The 21,044-nt window shown below is 46.6% G+C and carries 17 protein-coding genes; 1 reads left to right on the top strand and 16 read right to left on the bottom strand.

From position 1 onward, the window contains the following. Positions 1–80: 80 nt before the first annotated feature. From V6669_RS12485 to V6669_RS12460, 6 genes are all read right to left on the bottom strand, one after another. On the bottom strand, positions 81–977 hold the full coding sequence (locus V6669_RS12485; protein ID WP_338594066.1) for a carbohydrate ABC transporter permease: 897 nt from the start codon (positions 975–977) through the stop codon (positions 81–83). Positions 978–993: 16 nt separating this feature from the next. Then, on the bottom strand, positions 994–1,875 hold the full coding sequence (locus V6669_RS12480; protein ID WP_338594065.1) for a sugar ABC transporter permease: 882 nt from the start codon (positions 1,873–1,875) through the stop codon (positions 994–996). A 266-nt stretch (positions 1,876–2,141) separates the two neighbouring features. After that, positions 2,142–3,458: an ABC transporter substrate-binding protein gene (locus tag V6669_RS12475; RefSeq protein WP_338594063.1), complete on the bottom strand. Its 1,317-nt coding sequence runs from the start codon at positions 3,456–3,458 to the stop codon at positions 2,142–2,144. 168 nt (positions 3,459–3,626) lie between these two features. Next, positions 3,627–4,478, bottom strand: a complete 852-nt coding sequence (locus tag V6669_RS12470; protein WP_338594062.1) for a helix-turn-helix domain-containing protein — start codon at positions 4,476–4,478, stop codon at positions 3,627–3,629. A 23-nt stretch (positions 4,479–4,501) separates the two neighbouring features. Then, positions 4,502–6,322, bottom strand: coding sequence for a histidine kinase (locus tag V6669_RS12465; protein WP_338594060.1), 1,821 nt, complete (start codon positions 6,320–6,322; stop codon positions 4,502–4,504). 231 nt (positions 6,323–6,553) lie between these two features. Continuing rightward, entirely contained in the window at positions 6,554–7,321 is a 768-nt protein-coding gene (locus tag V6669_RS12460; protein ID WP_338594057.1) for a helix-turn-helix transcriptional regulator, read from the bottom strand. Between the two features lie 152 nt (positions 7,322–7,473). Here V6669_RS12460 and V6669_RS12455 point away from each other — a divergent pair, with 152 nt between their 5' ends. Next, a complete protein-coding gene (locus V6669_RS12455) occupies positions 7,474–9,723 on the top strand; it encodes an FAD-dependent oxidoreductase (RefSeq protein ID WP_338594055.1) in 2,250 nt (749 codons plus the stop codon). A 59-nt stretch (positions 9,724–9,782) separates the two neighbouring features. Here the strand turns inward: V6669_RS12455 and V6669_RS12450 are convergent, their stop codons facing one another. The 10 genes from V6669_RS12450 to V6669_RS12405 form a co-directional block, all read right to left on the bottom strand. Further along, positions 9,783–10,853, bottom strand: a complete 1,071-nt coding sequence (locus V6669_RS12450; RefSeq protein WP_338594054.1) for a glycoside hydrolase family 88 protein — start codon at positions 10,851–10,853, stop codon at positions 9,783–9,785. A 35-nt stretch (positions 10,854–10,888) separates the two neighbouring features. Continuing rightward, complete coding sequence (locus V6669_RS12445; RefSeq protein ID WP_338594052.1) at positions 10,889–13,444, bottom strand: hypothetical protein; 2,556 nt, start codon at positions 13,442–13,444, stop codon at positions 10,889–10,891. Between the two features lie 5 nt (positions 13,445–13,449). Further along, positions 13,450–14,274 carry a carbohydrate ABC transporter permease gene (locus V6669_RS12440; RefSeq protein ID WP_017688979.1) on the bottom strand — a complete coding sequence of 275 codons (825 nt, stop codon included), beginning with the start codon at positions 14,272–14,274 and terminating at the stop codon, positions 13,450–13,452. Further along, positions 14,274–15,179, bottom strand: a complete 906-nt coding sequence (locus V6669_RS12435; RefSeq protein WP_338594050.1) for a sugar ABC transporter permease — start codon at positions 15,177–15,179, stop codon at positions 14,274–14,276. Before V6669_RS12435 ends, V6669_RS12440 begins: the two co-directional genes overlap by 1 nt. A gap of 91 nt (positions 15,180–15,270) precedes the next feature. Further along, complete coding sequence (locus tag V6669_RS12430; protein WP_338594048.1) at positions 15,271–16,542, bottom strand: sugar ABC transporter substrate-binding protein; 1,272 nt, start codon at positions 16,540–16,542, stop codon at positions 15,271–15,273. A gap of 22 nt (positions 16,543–16,564) precedes the next feature. Further along, on the bottom strand, positions 16,565–17,446 hold the full coding sequence (locus V6669_RS12425; protein WP_091031576.1) for an AraC family transcriptional regulator: 882 nt from the start codon (positions 17,444–17,446) through the stop codon (positions 16,565–16,567). Positions 17,447–17,683: 237 nt separating this feature from the next. Next, entirely contained in the window at positions 17,684–18,484 is an 801-nt protein-coding gene (locus V6669_RS12420) for a phosphotransferase (RefSeq protein ID WP_338594046.1), read from the bottom strand. A gap of 11 nt (positions 18,485–18,495) precedes the next feature. After that, positions 18,496–18,771 (bottom strand): hypothetical protein, encoded by a 276-nt coding sequence (locus V6669_RS12415; protein ID WP_338594045.1) that lies wholly within the window; start codon positions 18,769–18,771, stop codon positions 18,496–18,498. A 175-nt stretch (positions 18,772–18,946) separates the two neighbouring features. After that, positions 18,947–19,486, bottom strand: a complete 540-nt coding sequence (locus V6669_RS12410) for a GNAT family protein (protein ID WP_338594043.1) — start codon at positions 19,484–19,486, stop codon at positions 18,947–18,949. Positions 19,487–19,688: 202 nt separating this feature from the next. Continuing rightward, positions 19,689–20,876, bottom strand: coding sequence for a glycoside hydrolase family 5 protein (locus V6669_RS12405; RefSeq protein WP_338594042.1), 1,188 nt, complete (start codon positions 20,874–20,876; stop codon positions 19,689–19,691). Positions 20,877–21,044 lie beyond the last annotated feature (168 nt).

Raw genomic sequence — 21,044 nt, 5'->3', positions numbered from 1 at the left:
TTTCAACAGAAAACCCTTCTGCCGCGAAAATCTCTTCGTTCAGCAAAAGGGTTATATTATGGGATTGTAAGATCGCAGCTTCAACCCTTCACGGCACTTCCGGCCACGCCCTGGATAATATAATGCTGTCCCACCAGAAAAACGATGATCATCGGAATAATACCTGCCGTGGCAGCGGCCATCATGCCGTTGTAATCCACATTGTTCTCCAGAATAAAGTTCTGCAGTCCGAGTGGCACGGTATACAGGTCTTTGTCGATCAGGAACACGAGCGCATTCTCATAATCATTCCAGTGCCAGGAGAAATCGATGATCGCCAGCGTAGCCAGCGCAGGTTTCGCCAAGGGCAGAATCAGCCTGAAGAATATACGCAAGTGTCCAGCACCGTCGATGAACGCAGCTTCCGAGATTTCTGAAGGCACGGACAGGAAGAATTGCCGCAACATAAACACCCCAAAAATCGTGAACATTCCAGGCAGGATTAAGGCCCAATGCGTATTATATATGCCAACCCACTCAAACATCAGAAACTTTGGTACAAAGAGCACCTGCGGTGGCACCATCATCATCGAGAGATAGATCAGGAACAGTGTCTCCCGACCTTTGAATTGAATCCGTGCAAAGCCATAGGCTGCAAAAGCTGAGAGAAAAACAGCTCCGACCGTGCTAATTAGCGATATTTTCAACGAGTTCAGATAATACGTCGCAAAGGTATCCGCCCCACTCCAGACCTTAATATGATGCTCCCAGTTCAGGCTGGAGGGTATCCACTGGATGGGATAGGTGAATACGTCCGCGGGAGATTTGAACGACGTGCTGATCATCCAGATAAACGGCATAATCATCAGCAGGGCAAACCCGGACATCAGAAGTGTCAATATGATTCTCCGAATTTGCGTCAAGGACTCCATGCGGACTTTAACTTTAGGTGAATGTGGAGCTGTGGGCTTCGCATTCGTGACAATTTGTTTCTCCATAACGATCCCTCCTCTCCTAGTAGTGAACCCAACGTTTCTGACCAAGCCACTGCAATACAGTGAAGATCATAATGATGGCAAAGAGTGCCCAGCTAATGGCAGCAGCGTATCCCATCTCGTAGTAGCGGAAGGCATTCTGGTAGATAAACAGCGACAGCACGGTTGTACTGTTTCCCGGCCCACCCTGGGTAATCGCTTGAATGATACCAAAGTTTTTGATGGTCATAATCAGCCCTGTGATCAGCAGTAAAAAGGTCGTTGGGCTCACAAGCGGCCAGATCACTTGGCGTATCGTCTGCCAGGGGCGGGCTCCATCTATCCGTGCAGCCTCAACCAATTCCTCCGGAATTTCCTGCAAAGCGGCCAGATAAATAATCATGTTGTAACCCAACATGAACCAGATCCAGATGATATCAATCGCATACATGGACCATTCGGTTGTTGATAACCAGCCGGGTGGGTTCGTAATACCGATTCCCCGCAAGAAGCCATTAATGGGCCCCGATGTTGGCTGGAACAGCAGCATCCAGACAAAGGCGATGGCAACACCGCTGGTGATGTAGGGCATGAAATAGAGAGCACGCAGAGTTTTTTGCCAATACACCGACTTGTTCAGCGCCACCGCCACGATAAATGCCAAACCCATCGATACTGGAACCGCTAACAGAAATACAAATGTATTTCGCAGGGCCACCCCAAACAGATCATCATTCAACATCCGGCGGATATTGTCCAGCCCGACGAAATTCGTCTCCGGGCTCATGAATTTGTAATCAGTGAACATGAGATAAAACGAATAGACAGCCGGTATAATAAAAAACAACAGCACGCCAAGCATATTGGGCCCAATAAACAGATACCCGAGCCTGCTCTGCCGTTTCATCCAGGATTTATGCATATGCTCCCCACTCCTTAACATCTGTTCTGGAATTAAGCATAACAAGATGTCCTCTAACATTTAAGGAACATAACCCTGTACCTGATATCACAGATATATGTATTTCGGCAGTGCCTTTCGGGAGGGAAACAACATGGAATTGTTCTATTTCCTTTAGCCCGGAAAGCCCTAGCTAATGCCATACATCTAATGCTCTATTGTTCTATTGCTTATATAGAAAAAACCGTCCCATTGGGGACGGTCTTTGGACTCATTGCTTTTGCATTTTATTGATTCTGCTTCAGCCAATCATTATGGCGTTTAACCATGTTCTGAACCGTAACTTCGGCAGTCTGGTTACCAAGGAAGAACTTTTCATACTCCTGTGCACGCAGATCGACCACCTCTTGTGCAATGCTGCGGACAAACGTAGTTGTGTCGTCACCATACAACACAAATTCCAGTGACTCTTTGTCATAAGAATCGGCATAATCGCCCAGAAGATGATCAATGGCAGTCTGTTGATCAACCGCATTCGAGGAAGGCAAACGTCCACCCGCAGCCATCGGCATCATTCCCCCATCGGCGTACCATTTCAGGAACTCCCATGCGGCTTCTTTGTTTTTCGACTTGGAATTGATCGCGATAAAGTCACCAAGTCCCCCGCTCTTCACCATATCCGCTTCCTCTGCAACCAGTCTCGGTACAGGGGCAAAGGCGATTTTCCAATCCCGCGGGAACTCAGTCATATTGTTTGATGTGCGGATCAGCCATTCGCCGATATTAATCATGGCAGACTCACCGGCAAGGAACATGTTCTCCACCGGCATTTTGGAAGTCAGCTGCTCACCAAGTGGTGGCGTAGTTGCATCTTCCTTCATCATTCCGTTCAACGTCTCCAGCCATTTGGTAACGAGTGGATCATCGAGGTTGGAAGTACCGTCCGCCTTAACATAGCCGTTCTTCACCAGAACGGAATCGAGCGGGTCTACATAGGAAGCGGTATGCTGCACCAATCCGTACTTGAAGCCAGCGGTCTTCAGTTTGAGTGCATATTCACGGGCTTCATCCCAAGTCCAGGCTGTTGGTACGCTCAGCCCCGCTTGATCAAGCGCTTTCATATTTAAAGCGAAGAAGGCAGCATTTTTCTTGGTTGGCATCCCGTAATATTTGCCGTCCACTTTCCAGGAAGCCGCATCTTCACCCATTTTCTCATCAATGTTGTAATCGGTGAACTCTCCCAGGTCCAGTGCTGTCCCGCCTTTGATGCGTTTATCGAGGTTCGTGAGAGTGTAATTGACATATAAGTCAACGTTCTGCCCGGTGGACAGCGCCGTATCCAGCTTCAGGTTGCCATCATCATCATTCACAAACCGCACATATTCCACCTGAATATCAGGATGCTCCGCATTCCAGGTATCCACGACTTCCTTCGGACCATTCTCGGGCGGCACCGCGCCCCACATGGTGAGTTTCACTTTTCCCGCGGCCGCTCCACCTCCGTTGTCCCCACCGTTCGTCTCATTTTTACCAACACAGCCGGCAAGCAAGCCCAGCATCAGCGCACCTACGATTAATCCCGTTAATCCTTTTTTGATTCTCATCTGGTCACATGACCTCCCTGAATTGAAGTGTACCTTCCGTTACATCGTAGCAGGGACCTTGCTGGGTTCATAAGATACATATCCATGATTCGGATTGAACAAAAATACGGATTTACTTGTGCTTGCCTGAGCACTCGGTACACATATTCCTTCTACTCATCCTGTGAGTCACGAACGATGGCGATACTGGCTGGGCGTGCAACCGGTCCAACGCTTGAATATTTTAATGAAATAATTATCACTTCCGAACCCTACCCGGTAACCAATCTCCTGTACAGGAAGGTCCGTCTCGCGCAAGTATTCAGCCGCTTTCTCCATCCGTACCCCATGCAAATAGTGAATCAGAGTATGGCCGGTTTTCTTTTTAAACAGAGCACTCACATAATTCTCGCCCATCATCACATATCGTGACATGGATTTGACGGTAATGTCCTGGTCGTAATGATGTCCGATGTACTCAATTATTTTGCTAATCTCCGGATGCTTCACAACCGGCTCACGAACAGGTATAAATGGAAGATCCGTATCAGACGGAGTCGCAGAAGAGACCGTAAGAGAATTAGGCAAAGCAGCCGTTGATGTGAGAACCGGTGTGGAAGGTGGCACTTCATGATGATCTGTCTCTGTCCGGGCTTCAGTTGAAGCTCCCAGTTCCGCACTTACTTTACGGAGTGTATCACGCAGTGAATTCACACTCATGGACAGTTTCAAAATATAATTGGAAGCCCCGTATTCCATTGCCCGGCGTACATATTCGAACTCCCCCATACAAGTGAGCATGACAAACTTGGTTTTTAACCCGGCCTGACGGGTCTGTTTGAGTAATTCCAGACCATCCATACCTGGCATGACAATATCGGTCAGCACCAGATCGGGTGTATCCTTTATAATCATCGCCAGCGCTTCGGTCCCGTTACCGGATTCTCCGATGACCGTGAAGCCCAGCTCTTCCCAGGAAATAATCTCTCTCACCGACTCTCGTACAAATACCTCATCCTCTACAAGTAATACTTTCCACATGCCAGATTCCCCTCTCCAGTCGTCTAGTCAGACCGCTTCTGTACATAAGGCGTCGACAATAAAAAAGGAATGCTGAACCTCACTAATGTCCCCGGCTTGGTATCAATCACTTCAAGTTCACTTTGGCCTTTGAACAATAATCGCAATCGTTCCTTAAGGTTAGACAGGCCGATCCCCGGACGTGTGCGGGTCATCTGCAAACGCCGGGATTCCTCCATTCCAATTCCGTTGTCTGCCACCTCCAGCATCAGCATTCCTGTGTCTTGCTTATAAATTCCAATGCAAATCTGACCAAGTTGCTCCAGTGGCCCGACACCGTGATGAATGGCATTCTCCACCAGTGGCTGCAAGCTCAGTTTGGGCACCAACGCATATTCCAGTTTATCGTCAAATTCACAAGTCACCTCAAAGCTATCGCGGTAACGAATCCGCTGAATATGAAGGTAGGCTTGAACCAACTCGATCTCATCCTTCAGGTATACCAATTCGACCTGTGAATTCAGGCTGACCTCCAGTAATTTGCCCAAGGAAACACACATCTCGGAGATCTCCTCATTCCCGCTGCGTATCGCACTCCATTTCATTGTATTCAATGTATTCAGGAGAAAGTGCGGATTCATCTGGGCCAGGAGCATATGAAAATGTACCGCTTCCTTCTGGCGTTCCTCCGCCTTGAGTCGGTTGATCATCTGATTGGCGTCATCCAGCATCGTATTAAACGTGCGTGTCAGTTCCAGTACTTCCCCACGGCTGCGGCCTTCGGGAATACGAATCTTGAGGTTTTTGCGAACAACCTCCTTCATCTTATTCTGTAAGTGTGACAGAGGGCGCGTGAACGTTGCCGAGATCATAAAAGCCATCACTACAAATGCTCCTGTGAAACCAAAAAAGGTCAGAAAGTAACGCTGTTTAAGCTCGGATATCTCTGTAAACAGGATGGAAAGGGGAATACGATTTACCATATACCAATCCAGTGATTCGATGTACACGTAGTTAATCAGCGTATCCGAGGCTGGATCGGTCAGATAAGCCTGTGCCGGATGAAGAGCTATTTCACGCGTAACTTCCGGGGAAAGCGCCGCTGTTTTGGATGAACTGGCTATGGTCTCTCCACTACCTGTGATAAGGTAATACTCCTGGTTACTCTGTGAATCCTTCAGCATGGTCTGGAACCAGTAGGAATAATCGATACTAATTCGTGCCAGCCCGTATCGCTTGCCGCCGCTATCTTTCATGTAAGCATACAGTGACAACAGATATGGGCTGGAGGATAACTCTCTAAGCACAGGGTTGGAATCCCGTGCATCCCAGCGATAGAAGAGTTCTTCCGGTTGAAGCGAGTGTGAATCCGCACCGCCTTTTGGAATGGTTATTTCCCCCAGACGTTCGCGGAATTGCTCCAGATAGGGGCCATAAGTCAGTGCTTTTTTGGGCAAATACGAAGTGTAAACGCTATCATAAAAATCCAGCAAGGTAAAGTACACCGAAGGATTATATAGAAAAAAACTGTTGTTGATCATTTTGAACTTTTCTTCCACCAACGACTTGTTCTCAAGCGGCGTGCGACTGTTCGGGGAGGTTAGCACACTTCTTACCGCAGAATCCTGTTCCAGAAAAATGAGCGTTTTGAAGGCAATGCTCATCTGGTCCTCCAGAGAGCTGTACATCTGGACTAGCTGCTCATGACTCTGCTCACTGATTTTCTGCTCGACCAGCGATTCAATTTGCTGATAATTGTAGACATTCAATGCACTGAACGGCAAGAGAATCAACACCACAAACGCACCGAACAGGCGGTATCTAAGCCGCTGTGGCAACCAACTTTTCCAATTTGGCTTCTTCATTCCTTAGTGCTCGCTCCCCTACAATTAATGACCCCATTATAGCACCTACCTGCCATTCACAGCCGGAGTCGAATGATTTGCATGGATTTGTGATATTCGTTGCCTACATCCATGTGAACTACACAGATATGTTCTATTCGTGTAGGAAAGAAATGAATGAATGAATGAATGAGTGAATGAGTGAATGAGTGAGTGAATGGATGGATGGCTAGATGGACGAGACCCTTTACCTCATACTTGATGTCGTCTCCGATACTCCGAGGGACTGATTCCTATGGTGGACGAAAATACACGGCTCAGATAAAATCCGTTCTCATATCCACATCTCTCGGCGATCTGCGTAAGGGTCAGACGGCTATCTGCCAGCAAGGCTTTTGCTTTTTTGAGACGAATCGCTTTCAGATAATCAGATGGTGTTTCTTGAAAGGCTTCCCGGAACCTTCGGGTGAGCTGGACAGGACTCAAAGCCAAATGTTCGGCCAACATTCGGAGACTGACCGCCTCTCCTGCCCACTCCTCCAACAACACTGCCGCTTCAGCCATGAGAGCATCCTCCGTGAACTTCGTTTCCATTAGCCTGCTCTGTCTGCGCTCCCATTGATACAGCCGCCACAAGTCCATCATCAGATGGGTTTTCCATCCTGTTGTAGCCTCATCGTTGTCCTCGCTCGCCAGACGCAGGTAGGCATATGTTGAAGCCAGACGCTTCGTATCATTAATGAGGGATCTTCCGATTGGCGGCAGGAGACTCTCACCCTCTGCGGAGTTACAACGGAACAGCATATAGTGAAATGTCAGCGGGGTTACCGTCTCTCTGCGAAAAGGAACGTGGGGCGGACATAACACCAGATCAGCAAAACCCGCCTCTCCGCTCAGCCCATCAATCTCGTAACGAAATACGCCCTCTTCAACGGCAAAGACCACCCAAGCGTCGTAGATATCTTCTGCCAGAGCAAATTCAGCTTTCTTCTTCCAGTAGATGTGATTAAGGAGGTCCATGACACACCTGCCTTTGTTATGAAATAAAGTATATGCTCGATGATAATATAGTGTATTTGAAAAGTAAATATATAGAACTAATATGAAATTATAGATATGAAATATGAAATCTGAGCTTAGGCTCATCCATATTCAATGAGAGAGGTGTTCATATGAAGCACGAACTCGTTAAACCAGATATCACCGTCATCGGGGGTGGGCTTGCTGGCGTATGCGCTGCCATATCTGCTGCCCGGCTGGGCCAACAGGTCGCTCTGGTGCAGAATCGTCCTGTGCTCGGCGGCAATTCCAGCAGTGAAGTACGCGTATGGGTCTGCGGCGCTACCGCCCATGGGATCAACCGCTATGCCCGCGAGACAGGCATCATGGGGGAACTGTTTGTAGAGAATCAGTATCGTAATCCAGAGGGCAATCCTTATCTTTGGGACTTGATCATTCTGGAAGCCGTTCGAGCTGAATCCAACATCAGCCTGTACCTGAACACGGATGTACATGAAGTCGAGGCCACTGGGGATGGAGATGAACGCATGATCACCTCCGTTACCGGATGGATGATGGGTTCTGAGCGCAAAATCCGATTCGAAAGTCAGATCTATCTGGACTGTACGGGTGATGGATTGGTTGGCTTTCTGGCAGGTGCCAAGTTTGCACTCGGCCGGGAAGCACGCAGCGAATATGGCGAAGAGTGGGCACCGGAGGTGGCTGATCAGATCACGTTGGGCAGTACACTCCTCTTTTATACCAAGGATACGGGTGCGCCTGTCCGTTATATCCCGCCTTCTTTTGCCAAGGATATTACACAGACCAGCATTCCGATTCGCCGGGTCATTCGCAGCGGGGATTCCGGTTGTCATTATTGGTGGATTGAATGGGGCGGTGAACATGACACCGTTCATGACAATGAGCTGATCCGTGATGAGCTGTGGTCCGTAATCTACGGGATCTGGGACTATATCAAGAATTCCGGCAAGTTTGATGCAGATCATATGACGCTGGAGTGGATCGGTTCGCTGCCTGGCAAAAGGGAGTACCGCCGCTTCACGGGTGACTATGTGCTCACCCAGAACGATATTATCAGCCAGCGGGAATTCCCGGATGCCGTTGCCTTTGGCGGATGGTCCATTGACCTGCATCCCCCGCAGGGCATGTATGCCGAAGCGAGCGGCTCGAAGCATATGCATGCCGATGGCGTATATCACGTGCCGTTCCGCTCGTTGTATTCCGCAAATGTGCGGAATATGCTCATGGCCGGGCGCGACATCAGTGCATCACATGTCGCCTTCGGCACAACGCGCGTCATGGCCACATGCGCGGTCATCGGCGAAGCCGCGGGTACGGGCGCGGCGCTCTGCGCGTCCATGGGGGTGTCGCCGCGCGAGCTGCACGCGAGGCATCTGGCGTTGCTGCAGCAGACATTGCTGCGGCAGGACGCTTCCATCATCGGGGTGCGCAGCCACGATGAGCTGGATCTGGCCCGGCGTGCCAAGGCTACAGCCTCCAGCACGCTGACGGGCATTGCTCTTGAGCAGCCTGGCGAGACGTACCCGCTGGGTACGGATGTTGCCCTGCTGCTGCCTGTGCATCCAGTGCTCAGCGGCCTGGAGCTGCTGCTGGATGCATCCAGCGATACCGCGCTGACGGTAGAGCTGTGGGATACGGGGCGTAAGGAGAACTACGTCCCGCATTCGTTACAAGTGACGGCGACTGTTAACGTTACAACAGGAACTGCGCAGTGGGTGAAGCTTCCGCTCGAATGGCGACCGGAAGAACCGCAGAATGCTTTTATTATCATCCGCTCCAATAAAGCGGTCTCTGTCTACCATTCGATTGAAGCACATAGCGGGGTGCTGATCTTCTTCAGAACAGAAGAGAACCATGTGTCCAAAAATCTGGAGGATCACGCCACGGATCAGCCTGTTGTATTATGGTCCATGCAGGGGTTGGCGCGTCAGCCCTTCTGCTGTCGTACCCTCTCTGAGACTTCGGCCTATTCATCGGACAACACGATCAACGGTTATCATCGCCCTTACGGTGGGCCACAGCAGTGGATGTCGCAGCCAATGCAGTCTGGAAATCCGGAATGGGTGCAACTGACATGGGAAGAACCACAAACCTTGGCTGAACTGCACTTGACGTTTAATGATGATGTGAACGAGGACCTGGTTAATTTGCATCACCATCACACAACATTCCGTGTGATGCCTGAGTTGGTGCGTGATTATCGCGTGGATGTACTGACTCCAGCTGGCGAATGGACACAAGTCGCAAGTGTTCAAGAAAACCATAAAAGAAAAGTTATTCATTCCCTGGATGTCCCTGTTTCAGCTCAGGCTCTGAGAATCATAATTGATACCACAAATGGCAGCAGATATGCCGAATTAATCGAGATTCGAGCTTACTAAAACAAAAAGGAGGATACAGGAAACTGTATCCCCCATCCTCCGTACAAGTCTGCCTTCTTCTATTCGGCGGTTGGGACCCGCAAGCCCTCAATCAGGATAAACAACGTAAGTGCTTGTCCATAACCCATCGGACTGATCGCTATATCTTTATAAAACTGAGCATCCTGCCCCACAGGAGTACCATAGGACACCTGCTGTACAACTCCGTGATCATCAATTTGTTTCAACACCGCTTCAAGCGCACTCAAGCCATTATGGCGATAGGATTCATCCAGGTATCCATACCGGATTCCCTTGAGAATGCCGTATCCAATCGCTGCTGTTGCCGAGGTTTCTTTGTATGAGGTTGGATCATCCAGCACAGTATGCCACATGCCATCCTCACCCTGAAGCTTGCTCAGTGCTCTGACTTGAGCGGTTGCTGTATCCAACAGATAGGCCTTCAGCCCGTCTTCGATCGGAATGATATTCAGGAAATCCATAACTCCCGCCGTATACCATGCATTGCCCCTTCCCCAATGAACAGCACCATAGTTATGATTTTCATTGAAATCCCAGCCATGATAGAACAATCCGGTTTTCTTGTTATATAGATATTTGATATGCACAAGGAACTGTCGTTTGGCTTCTTCCACCATGTCGGGTTTCTTGAAGTATACCCCTGCCTTGGCCAAAAATAACACCGTCATAAACAGGGTATCAATCAGAATTTGACCATCATTGGCGTCTCCCGTAATCATATGCTGAAACGCACCATCTCCGGTTCGCAGCAGTCCATCCATGATCCAGCTGCTCCATTCCTCACAGACCTGTTCGTACTCCCTGTTTCCGGTCAGCTCGCATAGTGAGATCAAAGTAAGGAGCGGAGCACAGGTGTTCACATTTTTTTCCGGTAACCCTTCCATCAGCCTTGCATTGTACCATGATTCCAGAAATTCCAGCACTTTAGGATCTTTCGTTGCCTCATGGAGTTGAAGCAAGCCATACAGACCAACACCTTGCGGCCATTCCCATAGATGTATGTCGATTAGTCCGATGGGAAACTGTTCATTGATGCTTGTGTTTTTCATAGACTCCATCGCTTGGGATACCTTGCTTATTCTCTCCTGCAGCACCATTTGATTCAGCATGTTGGTTATCACTCCCTTGGTTTCTTGCACACGATTCAGCGCTCCATGTCCAGTAACTTCAGTTGTCCCTTCACTCCATAACCTTCGTGTATAATTTCCTCTTCTTTAATAAGAAAAGGCTTGTTCATTCCCCATTGAATTGGACCATATACCGGGTCTGTTAGAGTGAGAGTTAAAGCTTGATTATCGAATTGCGGGCTTGCAGAACGAACTTGCTTGATAAAAGCGTCAAATGACCCGAATTGCTGTTCGCTTCCTGCTCTTATAATCCAGGCGTTGCGCAAGCCAGGGGAAATAAGCTCACGCTCTCTTGTCACCCCGTTGCTCTCCATACTCATCCCGTTGGACGCATATATAGCTGCATAACCCTTATCCAAACGGGCAAAGTGCCAGTTCTCATGCCTTACCCATTCCGTGAAGGAGTGAGTAGGAAAATAAGCATGTGTCCAGTCAGAGTTGTGATCCGCAGGAATATCAAACATCATCAAAGCAATCCCCTCATGCTGAACAACATCGGGCAATATCCCATTCCCAGCCCAGAAGCAAGGTCGACCATCCCCATGCTTGTATATTTCTGCCGGATGATTCACCCAGATCAGCGCCTCAGGTGACAGAGATAAATGCTGGACATGCTCCTGATAACCTGGCTTGCCTGGACGAAAGCGAATGATCGAGGATAAGGAGTATTCCCTGGTCCGACAATGATAGAGCTTGGCGTAACCTCCCTTGCCCTGCTGATTAGCGAACACCAACTGCTGATTGTCTCCAAGCAACAGATGCTCCTGATATGCTGCTGGAGGGCTGTAATCCGATAAACTCAAGGCAACATTGCTTATTGAATAATTGTTTACATTGCCAACGCCATAAGCGATCCAGCACATTGAAGTTGTTCCCGCTGCATAACCACCCAGCAGTTCCTTCTCATAGCTGCGCCCAAACGTTGTGGACAAGACTCCTTGATGCATCTGAACGGTAATATAATAGAATAACAGGTCCATTGCCTTTTTGGCTTGCTGTCTGAGCTGTTCATTATGGGCAAATTCATAGATATGCAATAGCCCAACCGCATCAATCGGAATGTATGCACTTGAATTCCATTCTGCCAATCCTTCATCCAAAAAGCGCTCAAACCATAATGCAAGCCTCTGCTCTGCTTTTTGACGGTGTACTTCACCGGATTCACCACTGTTGCTGAACATTTCATCCCCAAACAGCTGTCCGGCTAACAGTTCATTGGTATGGAACAACAAGGCATGGTTCTCACTGAAGAACCACATTACATCATCGCCAGGTTCATCTATCCAATACCGATAGCCCAGAATGCTTGCTTTTACCCGATCCCAGAACGATTCACTAAACAGACCGCTATTTCGCTCATCTCTCCAAAGACGGAACAGTCCCACCAGATAGAAGTCACTGCAATCCTTCCGTTGCTCGATCCCTTCCACACCCTCAAGCAAAATGTTCTCCGCTTCTTGCAGATTACCTCCTGTTTTGAGCATGGCAATGGCCTTATGAATATTGGGACTGCCCTTCTCGGCAATGCATCGCAGAGCCAAGGATTTGCGGGCTTCAATATCCGCAGCTTGCTGAGCTGCCTCATCATAGCTCGTATCATAGGATTGGCAGCCAAATTTCTTGGTTAGTACAACATTTGAAACTGAAATAGCCAGCGTGAAGTATACGTAATGATGACCAAGTTGATTCGTATGTGCCAGGACCAGGTCCGTTTCCTGTTCGGCGATGTGTATCGTCTTATTTTCGGTGCCGTCAAAAAAATTGCCATACTGAATATCAACCTCTCTAACGATGTCCGGTAAGGGAAGCGGCAGCTTGAGCTTAATCTGCTCACCTCTGAAGAGATCCGAAGGAAAATAAGCCTGTTCGAGGGCTTGCTCTGCCGATTTCACGGGCTCCGCCAAATGAGGAGCAATAGGCAGGGAAATCACCAATTCCTCGTCTCCCAGATATTCCACCGCAAAAGCATACATCGTATCCCGCTCAGCAAGATCCTCCCAGCAGGCATAGATCTCATTGATTCCAGCTACTAGTTCAGCTTTAATAACGATTTCCTGTTCCTTGTTACGCGTGAGTGGTGCAAAGTCCGTTACCATTTCCCCATTCACCCACAACGTCAGACTGCCATAGGTCTTAATTCGCAAAGAGGCGGTATGAGCAGTCGGAGAAATGAGTCTTGTCGCCGCGTAACTGCGCAGATGTGTTGGCACAAACCAAAATCCTGATTGCTCCACCCGTGGATTATTCCAAGGAGAATACAGTGCCCAAGGCATTCCGTTCTCTTCTCCAACGAAGTCGTCTCCCGGGCTAGGAAACTCGCTCCATTGATCAAAAAATCGATTCAGAGGCTGCGTTCTCCTATGTTCTACAAATTCCTTTCTGCATGGATTCTCATGAATGGCAAAACCGTCGATTAACCAATCATTAATATCTCCCTCCATCGTTGTTGGAACAAAGGCAACAGGCTTCGTATATATGCCGCTGATCATCCAATGATTAATGACCTGATTGTGACCTAATTTCATAGGTTTATAATTCAATGTATCCATCCCACTTCGGGTGGTATCTGACATTCAACTCATCCTTTCATTCCTGAAGTAATCATACCGCTGACAAAATATCGCTGGAAAACCATAAAAACAATGAGTACCGGAAGCATTGTGATGACGGACATCGCAAGCAAACTTCCCCAATCCACGTTGTATTCACCAATAAAATTAGAGAGTGCAAGCTGGATCGTATATTTCGATGGATCACTAATCGCAATTAATGGCCATACAAAATCATCCCATCTCCACATGAAGGAGAAGATTGCGAGCACCGCAAGAATTGGCTTCGCTATCGGAAGAATAATGCTCCAGTAAATTTTCCATTCGCCCGCTCCATCCATCCGGGCAGCTTCCAACAGCTCGTCCGGTACGGACAACAAATACTGCCGCATAAGGAATACACCTGTTGGGGTTGCTGCTGGCGGGATAATAATTGCGAGCAGGCTATTATACAGCCCCAGTGCGCTCAGCACCTTGAATATGGGGATCATAATTACCTCAATCGGAATCATGAGTGTTGAGACAAAAGCGATTAATATGATCGCGCTTCCGCGGAAGCGATATTTCGCCAATGCAAAACCTGCCATGGAGTTAATCAATAACAGTAGCAGCGTTGAGCTTACAGTTACGATCGTACTATTCATAAAATACAAGCCAAAATCGCCTTTACTGAATGCCTCCTTGAAATGCTCGAAGGTGATTGGCTGCGGCCATAGCTTTGGAGGGAAGCTGTACAGATCGCTATTCGTTTTCAAAGCAGATATCACGACCCACAGGACAGGCAGGAGCCACACCACTGCGGCAACACTTAATAGACTGTAGATGAAGATTTTGACCATAGGCTTCATTACCATTACGTAGCCCCTCCTTTCGATAGACGGAATTGCAGAGCCGAGAATCCACCAATAAGGATAAACAGTATCACCGACATGGCACTGGCCAGACCAAGCTCCTGTCTGTTAAAGCCAATCTCATAAATATATTGAACAATATAGGTGGTATCTTTGCCCGGACCACCACCTGTAAGCGCAAACATAAGTGGAAATGCTTTGAACGCGTCAATCAGAGTCAGCATAACAACAAGCAAGCTTGTGGGCTTCAACAACGGAAGCGTGATATAGCGAAACACCTTCATTCCCGTTGCCCCGTCCAAGCGGGCAGCCTCATAATAATCCGTAGGTATAGCCTGCAAACCCGCGATAAAAATGACCATGAAAAAGCCTGCACGTGACCATACTGTCGCGATGATTACAGCCGTATTTGCCCAAAAGGAAGAGGTTAAAAAGCCGACAGGTTCCACACCAACCACGGTTAACAGATGATTCAAGATGCCAAATGAATCTCCGAAAATCCACTTCCAGGTCAATCCTACGATAATGTAAGAAATCATGGTCGGCCAGTAAAATACGGCCCTGAAGAACCCGCGCATTCTAATCTCGCGTGCAAGTAGCAAAGCAATGCCTAACGCTGCTGCATATATTAGAGGGACAACAATTGCTGCATAAATCCCCGTTCGTCCGATGGTCGACCAAAATTCCCGATCTCCTATAATTTTGATATAATTGTCCAGCCCGTTGAACTTCATCGGGTTCAATCCATCATAGACATGGAAGGAATAATAGAGGCCCAATAAAGAGGGAAATACGATAAAAGTTCCAAAGATCAGGAGGTTGGGAAGTATAAACAGATAAGGAGCAATAACGAGCTTCCTGTTCTGTTTTGCCAGCGTATTCCTGTTTAATCGTTGTTCTTCACTCATCTGCTTGCCCCTTCCTTATCGTTATTCGAGAGGGAGGCTTTACAGGTATCGATAAGCCCCCGTTATGCAAATTATCCAAATGACTTTACGTTTATTGACTGCCAATAGCCTCGTTAATCAGCTTGGCTGTTCGATCCAAAGCCTCCTGCGGAGTTGCCTTATCGGATAGAAACTCAACAATATTATTTTTCAGGTCCGTTGAAATTTTGGATATAATGGTCTGTCTGGACCAGTCATTAGCTGCAAGAGGCGAACTGTTCTTCAGCTCATCCGCGAAAATTTCAAACATCTCCTTGCCGAATTCATAATTCAATACAGAGCTGTCCTTCCGCGGACTCATAAACAATGATTCCTGGTTATATTTTGAATTCACTTCTTTGGACGTTAAGTATTCAATAAATTCTGCTGCCTCCTGCTCATATCCGCTGCCTTTGAAAGCCATCAGAAACTTCCCGCCTGGTACTGAAGAACGTTGTGTTCCTTTTGGCATATAGGTGACTCCCCATTCAAAATCGGTGATATCCTTGTAATTGCTGATCATCCAGTTGCCAGCCCAGTGGGTAGCCACCGTCCCGGAACGGAACAGGTTGTTCGGATTTTCCCCTCCGAGCCATACGGATTCGGGCATGATCCCTTCTTGATGAAGCTGCTTGAACTGCTCCATGCTACGGATTCCGGCTTCATTGTTAATCGCTGCCGCAGTGCCATCCTCCGTTAAGATGCTTCCGCCATTCTGATACAAAAGAGTGGACCATCTATGCGGTGTGACATCCCATACCATGCCATAACGTGCTCCGCCTTTGTCCATAACCTGCTTTAACGCAGCTGTGTATTCATCCCACGTCCATACCTGGTCAGGAGAGGTCGGTACTTTGACGCCCGCTTTATCAAATAAGGTTTTGTTATAAATAAGCCCATTCGCTGTAACATCCATAGGCGCCGCTACCAGCTTGTCATTAATAACATAATAAGGTTTAAGTGAGTCAATAAATTGATCCTTGAATTGATCCGCATTGTCCACGTAGGGTGTCAGATCAACCGCCTGATTAGCAAATGATCCGGTATCCGTGACCCGGCTCAGGGCAGGTGGCTTTCCACCGGATAACATTGTTTTTAATTTGGTTTGGATATCCTTGAAGCCAACTTCAATCAGGTTGATTTTAACCTTGGTATTGGTTTGCTCATACTCTTTAATGATTTCCTTGATGACTTCTCCTTCTTTTCCGTCAGAGAACCACAGGAAATCCAGAGTTGTTTGTTTTGAATTAGCATTGGTACCCGAATTTCCGCAAGCAGTTAATACGATGAGTAACATGACCAATACCATGCTAGTGGTGAGCTTAAATGCTGTTCTTCTTGTCATATCAACATCTCCTTGGAAGGGTCTAATGAATTTTGGCTTCGTTGAGCAATTCACTTTTACGGAATAACTGTGGTGATACACCCACATATTGTTTAAAGGCCCTGCTAAAATATACAGGTGTGTTAAAACCTAGCGTCTCAGATATGGATAAAATCGGTGCATCCGTAGACAGCAACAATTTTTTGGCCTCTGCAACTCTTTTCCGTATAACATAATTGCTTATGGTATATCCCGTCGTCTCTTTGAAAGAGTGACAAATGTAGTACTTATTCAAATGGAGTGTTTTGGACAGTTCATCCAACGAAACATTCTCCGTGTAGTTCTGGTTTAAATAATGAAGAACCCGGCTCACGCTTGTCTGCTTCTGGGAAGAACATAAGATAGGATTGGCGGATTGCTCACTGGTTGTTTTCCGGTAAATCCGCAGTAGCAATTGGGTAAGACTTAATTTGACCATTGTTTTGTACCCTGTATTTCCTGCCCCCATCTCCTCCTTGATTCCCTTAAATATAGCTGTGATATGCTCACGCTCCTCCGGAGGCCAATGCACCAATAACCCATTGGGATGACGGAATATGGACATCAGATTCTCCAACTGACTGACAGCAAGCATGTCCAAAAGCAATAATTCCGTAAAATTGACAAAACTTCGCTTGTACACGATTTCTCTTGAAGGATTGATTCGGTGGGGCACACCGCCTCTGAATATAAACATATCTCCAGGCAGCGGCTTATATATTCGGTCACCGATTAGAAAGGTTGCATCTCCTTGAATAAAATAATGTATCTCATACCCATTATGCGTATGAACAGGCCATTCATCCTGAAAATTATCTGCTTCTGATCGCACATAAACTTCATTTTCCTGCAAAGCAATATTCGTCGGGGTGTGTATGGTTAGCATCAGTAAAGATCTCCCTTCCCAGAATATAAAAAGCAATATAGTTTAATAATTTACAATGATAGCGCTTTACAATGAATTGTATCACAGTTATTTCGATCTAATCTGAACTATATTGCTGTATTGTTGATCACAATTGTTGAAAATGAATAGAAAGGAATTCATAGGGATTCGAAAGATGGAAACAAAAAAACCGCTGTCCAGCCCTTAGGCTATCACGCGGTCCATTAGCATTACCTCTCAAACCCATTCATCCCAATGGTTTTCAAGAAAAATGACTTCTTTCTCATAGTGGGCCAGATGACCCTCTTCGACCATCTTCACAAAAGCGACATCTCCATCAGCCGCACGATCAGTCAGTGTTTTACACATGAAACGGATACGGGATATGACCCAATCCTTCAAATCTGCTGGAACACTCAGCCCGTACGTAGCCATAAATAAGGCAATCCGTTCTTTTCGAATAGTTCCGTGCGCCTGGCTAGCGTATGGCATTACACCCTTTCCATCCATATCTGGTGAGAAATCTGCGAGTGGAACGGATGTATACAAGACATAGGCGATATCCCACATACGCGGACCCGGACCCGCCATATCAAAATCAATAATGCCTTGAGGACGGCCATCCTTGTACACCACATTATACGGCGCAAAATCGTTATGACATACAACTTCATCTTCTGTTATGCCTGGATATCTGTTCGTTGATATTGATGTTGTTGTAAATCCAACGGTCGCATCATGGTAACTTCTCAACAGTCTCGCGACTTCAATCAAAGATTCGTCTGACCACATATACTCTTCTAGATTAGGATAATCATTGCCTGGAACGATGCCTTCAAGGTAAGAAAGTATTTCTCGCCCCTGTTCATCTATTCCCAGAAATCGAGGGGCATGATCATAACCAACTTTTTCGAGATGTAAAAGCAGTTCAACCACATATGGATTTGGTTTCGTATGCCGGCGAACCGTCTCATCTATTCGGACAACCTGATTCACATTACCTCCCGATAACACTTCCTCCCTTTTGGCCACCTTCATCCCTCCTCAAGCTAAACTTCCTTGTTAAGCCCATGATTACGATTTTTCTTATAACTCCCTGGGAATCCCGCGACCAATAGTATGAATCCAACAAAAAACATGAAGTATACGAGTAAACCTGTTGGATGCTCGTTCATCTGAGCGAATTGAGGCACGTTAGTCCCTCCTGACGCATATCCTGCTTCTACTATAGCGACAGATACTCGTATTGAGATTCTCTCCATTGTCGAAATAAACACACTGCCAAGCATGAGGACTACACCCAAAATCTTGTTGATATTATTCATTTCATGCCTCCTACATTAACCGTACACAATACTGCATACGCTTTATCTACTTATGTGACTTTCGATTCTCTATTCCATATTCCTGCATTTATGTCCAAATATGTTCCATTTTCAATCTCATCATAGCAAATAGCGCCGTCATCTCTGACGCCGCTGTTGACGCTCTCTGAATAAGTTACGTGGCTACCACTTGGTGCAGATCCATACTATTTTCGAAAAAGGCTGCCCGTTCAACATGATACAGATCATACATCTGTTCAGTCATATTAATCCGTTGATATACATCTGGATACACATCATTGGCTAATTTTACATAAGGCAGTTTTTGTACGGCTTTTCTGGATCTTATATTTTGCTTGCGTATCTTCATAAATACCGTCTCAATCCCATGTTCCAGAAACAATTCAACAAAGAAGGCTGATTTGGCTCTTTGGCTATACCCATTTCCAAAAAACGGTGATCCAATCCATGTGGCTAAAAAACCGGTTTGATGCTCGATATGATATAGATCAATGGTTCCAATAGGCAGACCTGTTTCATTCAGAATCGTTCGGGAAATCACCGTTTTTTGTTCTTCTTCAGCCATCAATTGTTTCGTGAGGAATAGATATTCTTCATACGATTGGCATTGATAACGAACGTAAGGAGAAACTGCGGGGTCCATCATTAAGCTGTACAGTGAATGGCATTCCTGCAAATCACGTTTTTTTAACATTCTGTCTACCACCTAGTCCTTTTAGTTCGCTATATCAAGCAAATTAAGTATATAAAAGCTATTGTGGCATTTAATGAACTCTGTATGTGGCTTATGTAAAATGCATTGGTAAATGTTGTTCAAACCCTCTCGGGTAACACAAAAAACGGCATGTCCCTTTTGGAGGAACACGCCGTTTGTATGAATACAGCCATATGGTAAATTATTGCATACCTTGCATGATCGCATTAATGATATTTTGCTGCGTCACGGTATTATTCGAACGGTTAAACAATGCGAATCCATGTTGACCGTTATGCCCGTTATCCCAATAAACAGGAACCATTTTGTATTTTTTAGCTTTTGCGGTAACTGCTTTTGCGTATGCAGCACGATATACATTGTTGCTGGAATCGTAGGACGTTTTATCAATGGAACCGAACTCACCAATCACTACAGGATAGCCCTGAGTTACAAATTTGTCGTACATGGACTTAAACTGCGATTCAAGATAATCCTCTTGTCCCCAAGTAGACTTCTTGGCAGGATTCGTAGAAGTTGCACCCCACTGTGTGATATTGCCGTTTTCCTCACCTGCAAAATCCCACGGAGAGTAATAGTGGGCCGAGATCATGATTCTCTTCTGCGAACTAGGAATAGCCGAGGATCTGTAATTATCTGTCGGAAGAGAGAAGCCATAGTTACCAACAGTGTAGTCAATATTGGTATTCCATCCTGGAATCAACAACCATCTGGCATTGTTGTTACCTCCAGTCTGACGAACCGTATCCACGAAGATTTGATTGTAGGCATTCAGGTTGGCGTAATACGCCGAGTTTGGATTGCCATAGTTACCATCGAATACTTCGTTCATGGATTCGAAAATAAGACGATCATTGTAGTTGCTGAACTTGGTGGCAATCTGCTGCCACACCTTTTTGTACTTTTCCTTAATGGCAGTCTGATTGCCACCATTCACGAGCAGCCATCCACCCTGGACGGAATTATACCCATCGCCATGGATGTTGATAATAACATACAGACCTTCATTGTACGCGTAGTCCACGACTTGCTGAATTCGATTCAGCCATGCCGCATTGATTGTATAATTGGGAGCGCTTCCAATGTTGTTCAAATAGGAAACGGGAATACGAATGGATTTGAATCCTGCCGCTTTTACCTTTTTGATTAACTCTGGAGTTATTGTAGGATTACCCCAAGCTGTCTCATTTGGTGTACCGTTCACCGCTGCTTCCAGCTGATTGCCGAGATTCCATCCTGCACCCATCTCAGCCACCACTTGCGAAGCGTCTGCTGCTGATGCTTTAGGGCTCCATCCGGTAAAGGCTACGGCAGCCACTAACACAAGCGCCAAGCTGCTGACGCCAAATCTCTTCCATTTTTTGAACATACCCATACCTCCGCTTATTCTATTATTTTAACAAGCAGTGCAGTTAATCTATCCATACAGATTGAATGATTCGAGAATACGTGCCTCCTCTCCCTATCGATCAAACAAATGAATTTTTCGCCCGACACCAACATAATAACACATTTATGGAAAATAAAGCGATATCTT

The sequence above is a fragment of the Paenibacillus sp. Y5S-9 genome (assembly GCF_036894235.1).
Taxonomy (GTDB): Bacteria; Bacillota; Bacilli; order Paenibacillales; family Paenibacillaceae; genus Paenibacillus.
This window is presented reverse-complemented; position numbering and strand designations above follow the sequence as displayed.

Coding starts and splice junctions, on each gene's coding strand:
- V6669_RS12485 (WP_338594066.1), bottom strand. CDS start 977: ATGGAGAAACAAATTGTCACGAATGCGAAGCCCACAGCTCCACATTCA.
- V6669_RS12480 (WP_338594065.1), bottom strand. CDS start 1,875: ATGCATAAATCCTGGATGAAACGGCAGAGCAGGCTCGGGTATCTGTTT.
- V6669_RS12475 (WP_338594063.1), bottom strand. CDS start 3,458: ATGAGAATCAAAAAAGGATTAACGGGATTAATCGTAGGTGCGCTGATG.
- V6669_RS12470 (WP_338594062.1), bottom strand. CDS start 4,478: ATGTGGAAAGTATTACTTGTAGAGGATGAGGTATTTGTACGAGAGTCG.
- V6669_RS12465 (WP_338594060.1), bottom strand. CDS start 6,322: ATGAAGAAGCCAAATTGGAAAAGTTGGTTGCCACAGCGGCTTAGATAC.
- V6669_RS12460 (WP_338594057.1), bottom strand. CDS start 7,321: ATGGACCTCCTTAATCACATCTACTGGAAGAAGAAAGCTGAATTTGCT.
- V6669_RS12455 (WP_338594055.1), top strand. CDS start 7,474: ATGAAGCACGAACTCGTTAAACCAGATATCACCGTCATCGGGGGTGGG.
- V6669_RS12450 (WP_338594054.1), bottom strand. CDS start 10,853: ATGCTGAATCAAATGGTGCTGCAGGAGAGAATAAGCAAGGTATCCCAA.
- V6669_RS12445 (WP_338594052.1), bottom strand. CDS start 13,444: ATGTCAGATACCACCCGAAGTGGGATGGATACATTGAATTATAAACCT.
- V6669_RS12440 (WP_017688979.1), bottom strand. CDS start 14,274: ATGGTAATGAAGCCTATGGTCAAAATCTTCATCTACAGTCTATTAAGT.
- V6669_RS12435 (WP_338594050.1), bottom strand. CDS start 15,179: ATGAGTGAAGAACAACGATTAAACAGGAATACGCTGGCAAAACAGAAC.
- V6669_RS12430 (WP_338594048.1), bottom strand. CDS start 16,542: ATGACAAGAAGAACAGCATTTAAGCTCACCACTAGCATGGTATTGGTC.
- V6669_RS12425 (WP_091031576.1), bottom strand. CDS start 17,446: ATGCTAACCATACACACCCCGACGAATATTGCTTTGCAGGAAAATGAA.
- V6669_RS12420 (WP_338594046.1), bottom strand. CDS start 18,484: ATGAAGGTGGCCAAAAGGGAGGAAGTGTTATCGGGAGGTAATGTGAAT.
- V6669_RS12415 (WP_338594045.1), bottom strand. CDS start 18,771: ATGAATAATATCAACAAGATTTTGGGTGTAGTCCTCATGCTTGGCAGT.
- V6669_RS12410 (WP_338594043.1), bottom strand. CDS start 19,486: ATGTTAAAAAAACGTGATTTGCAGGAATGCCATTCACTGTACAGCTTA.
- V6669_RS12405 (WP_338594042.1), bottom strand. CDS start 20,876: ATGTTCAAAAAATGGAAGAGATTTGGCGTCAGCAGCTTGGCGCTTGTG.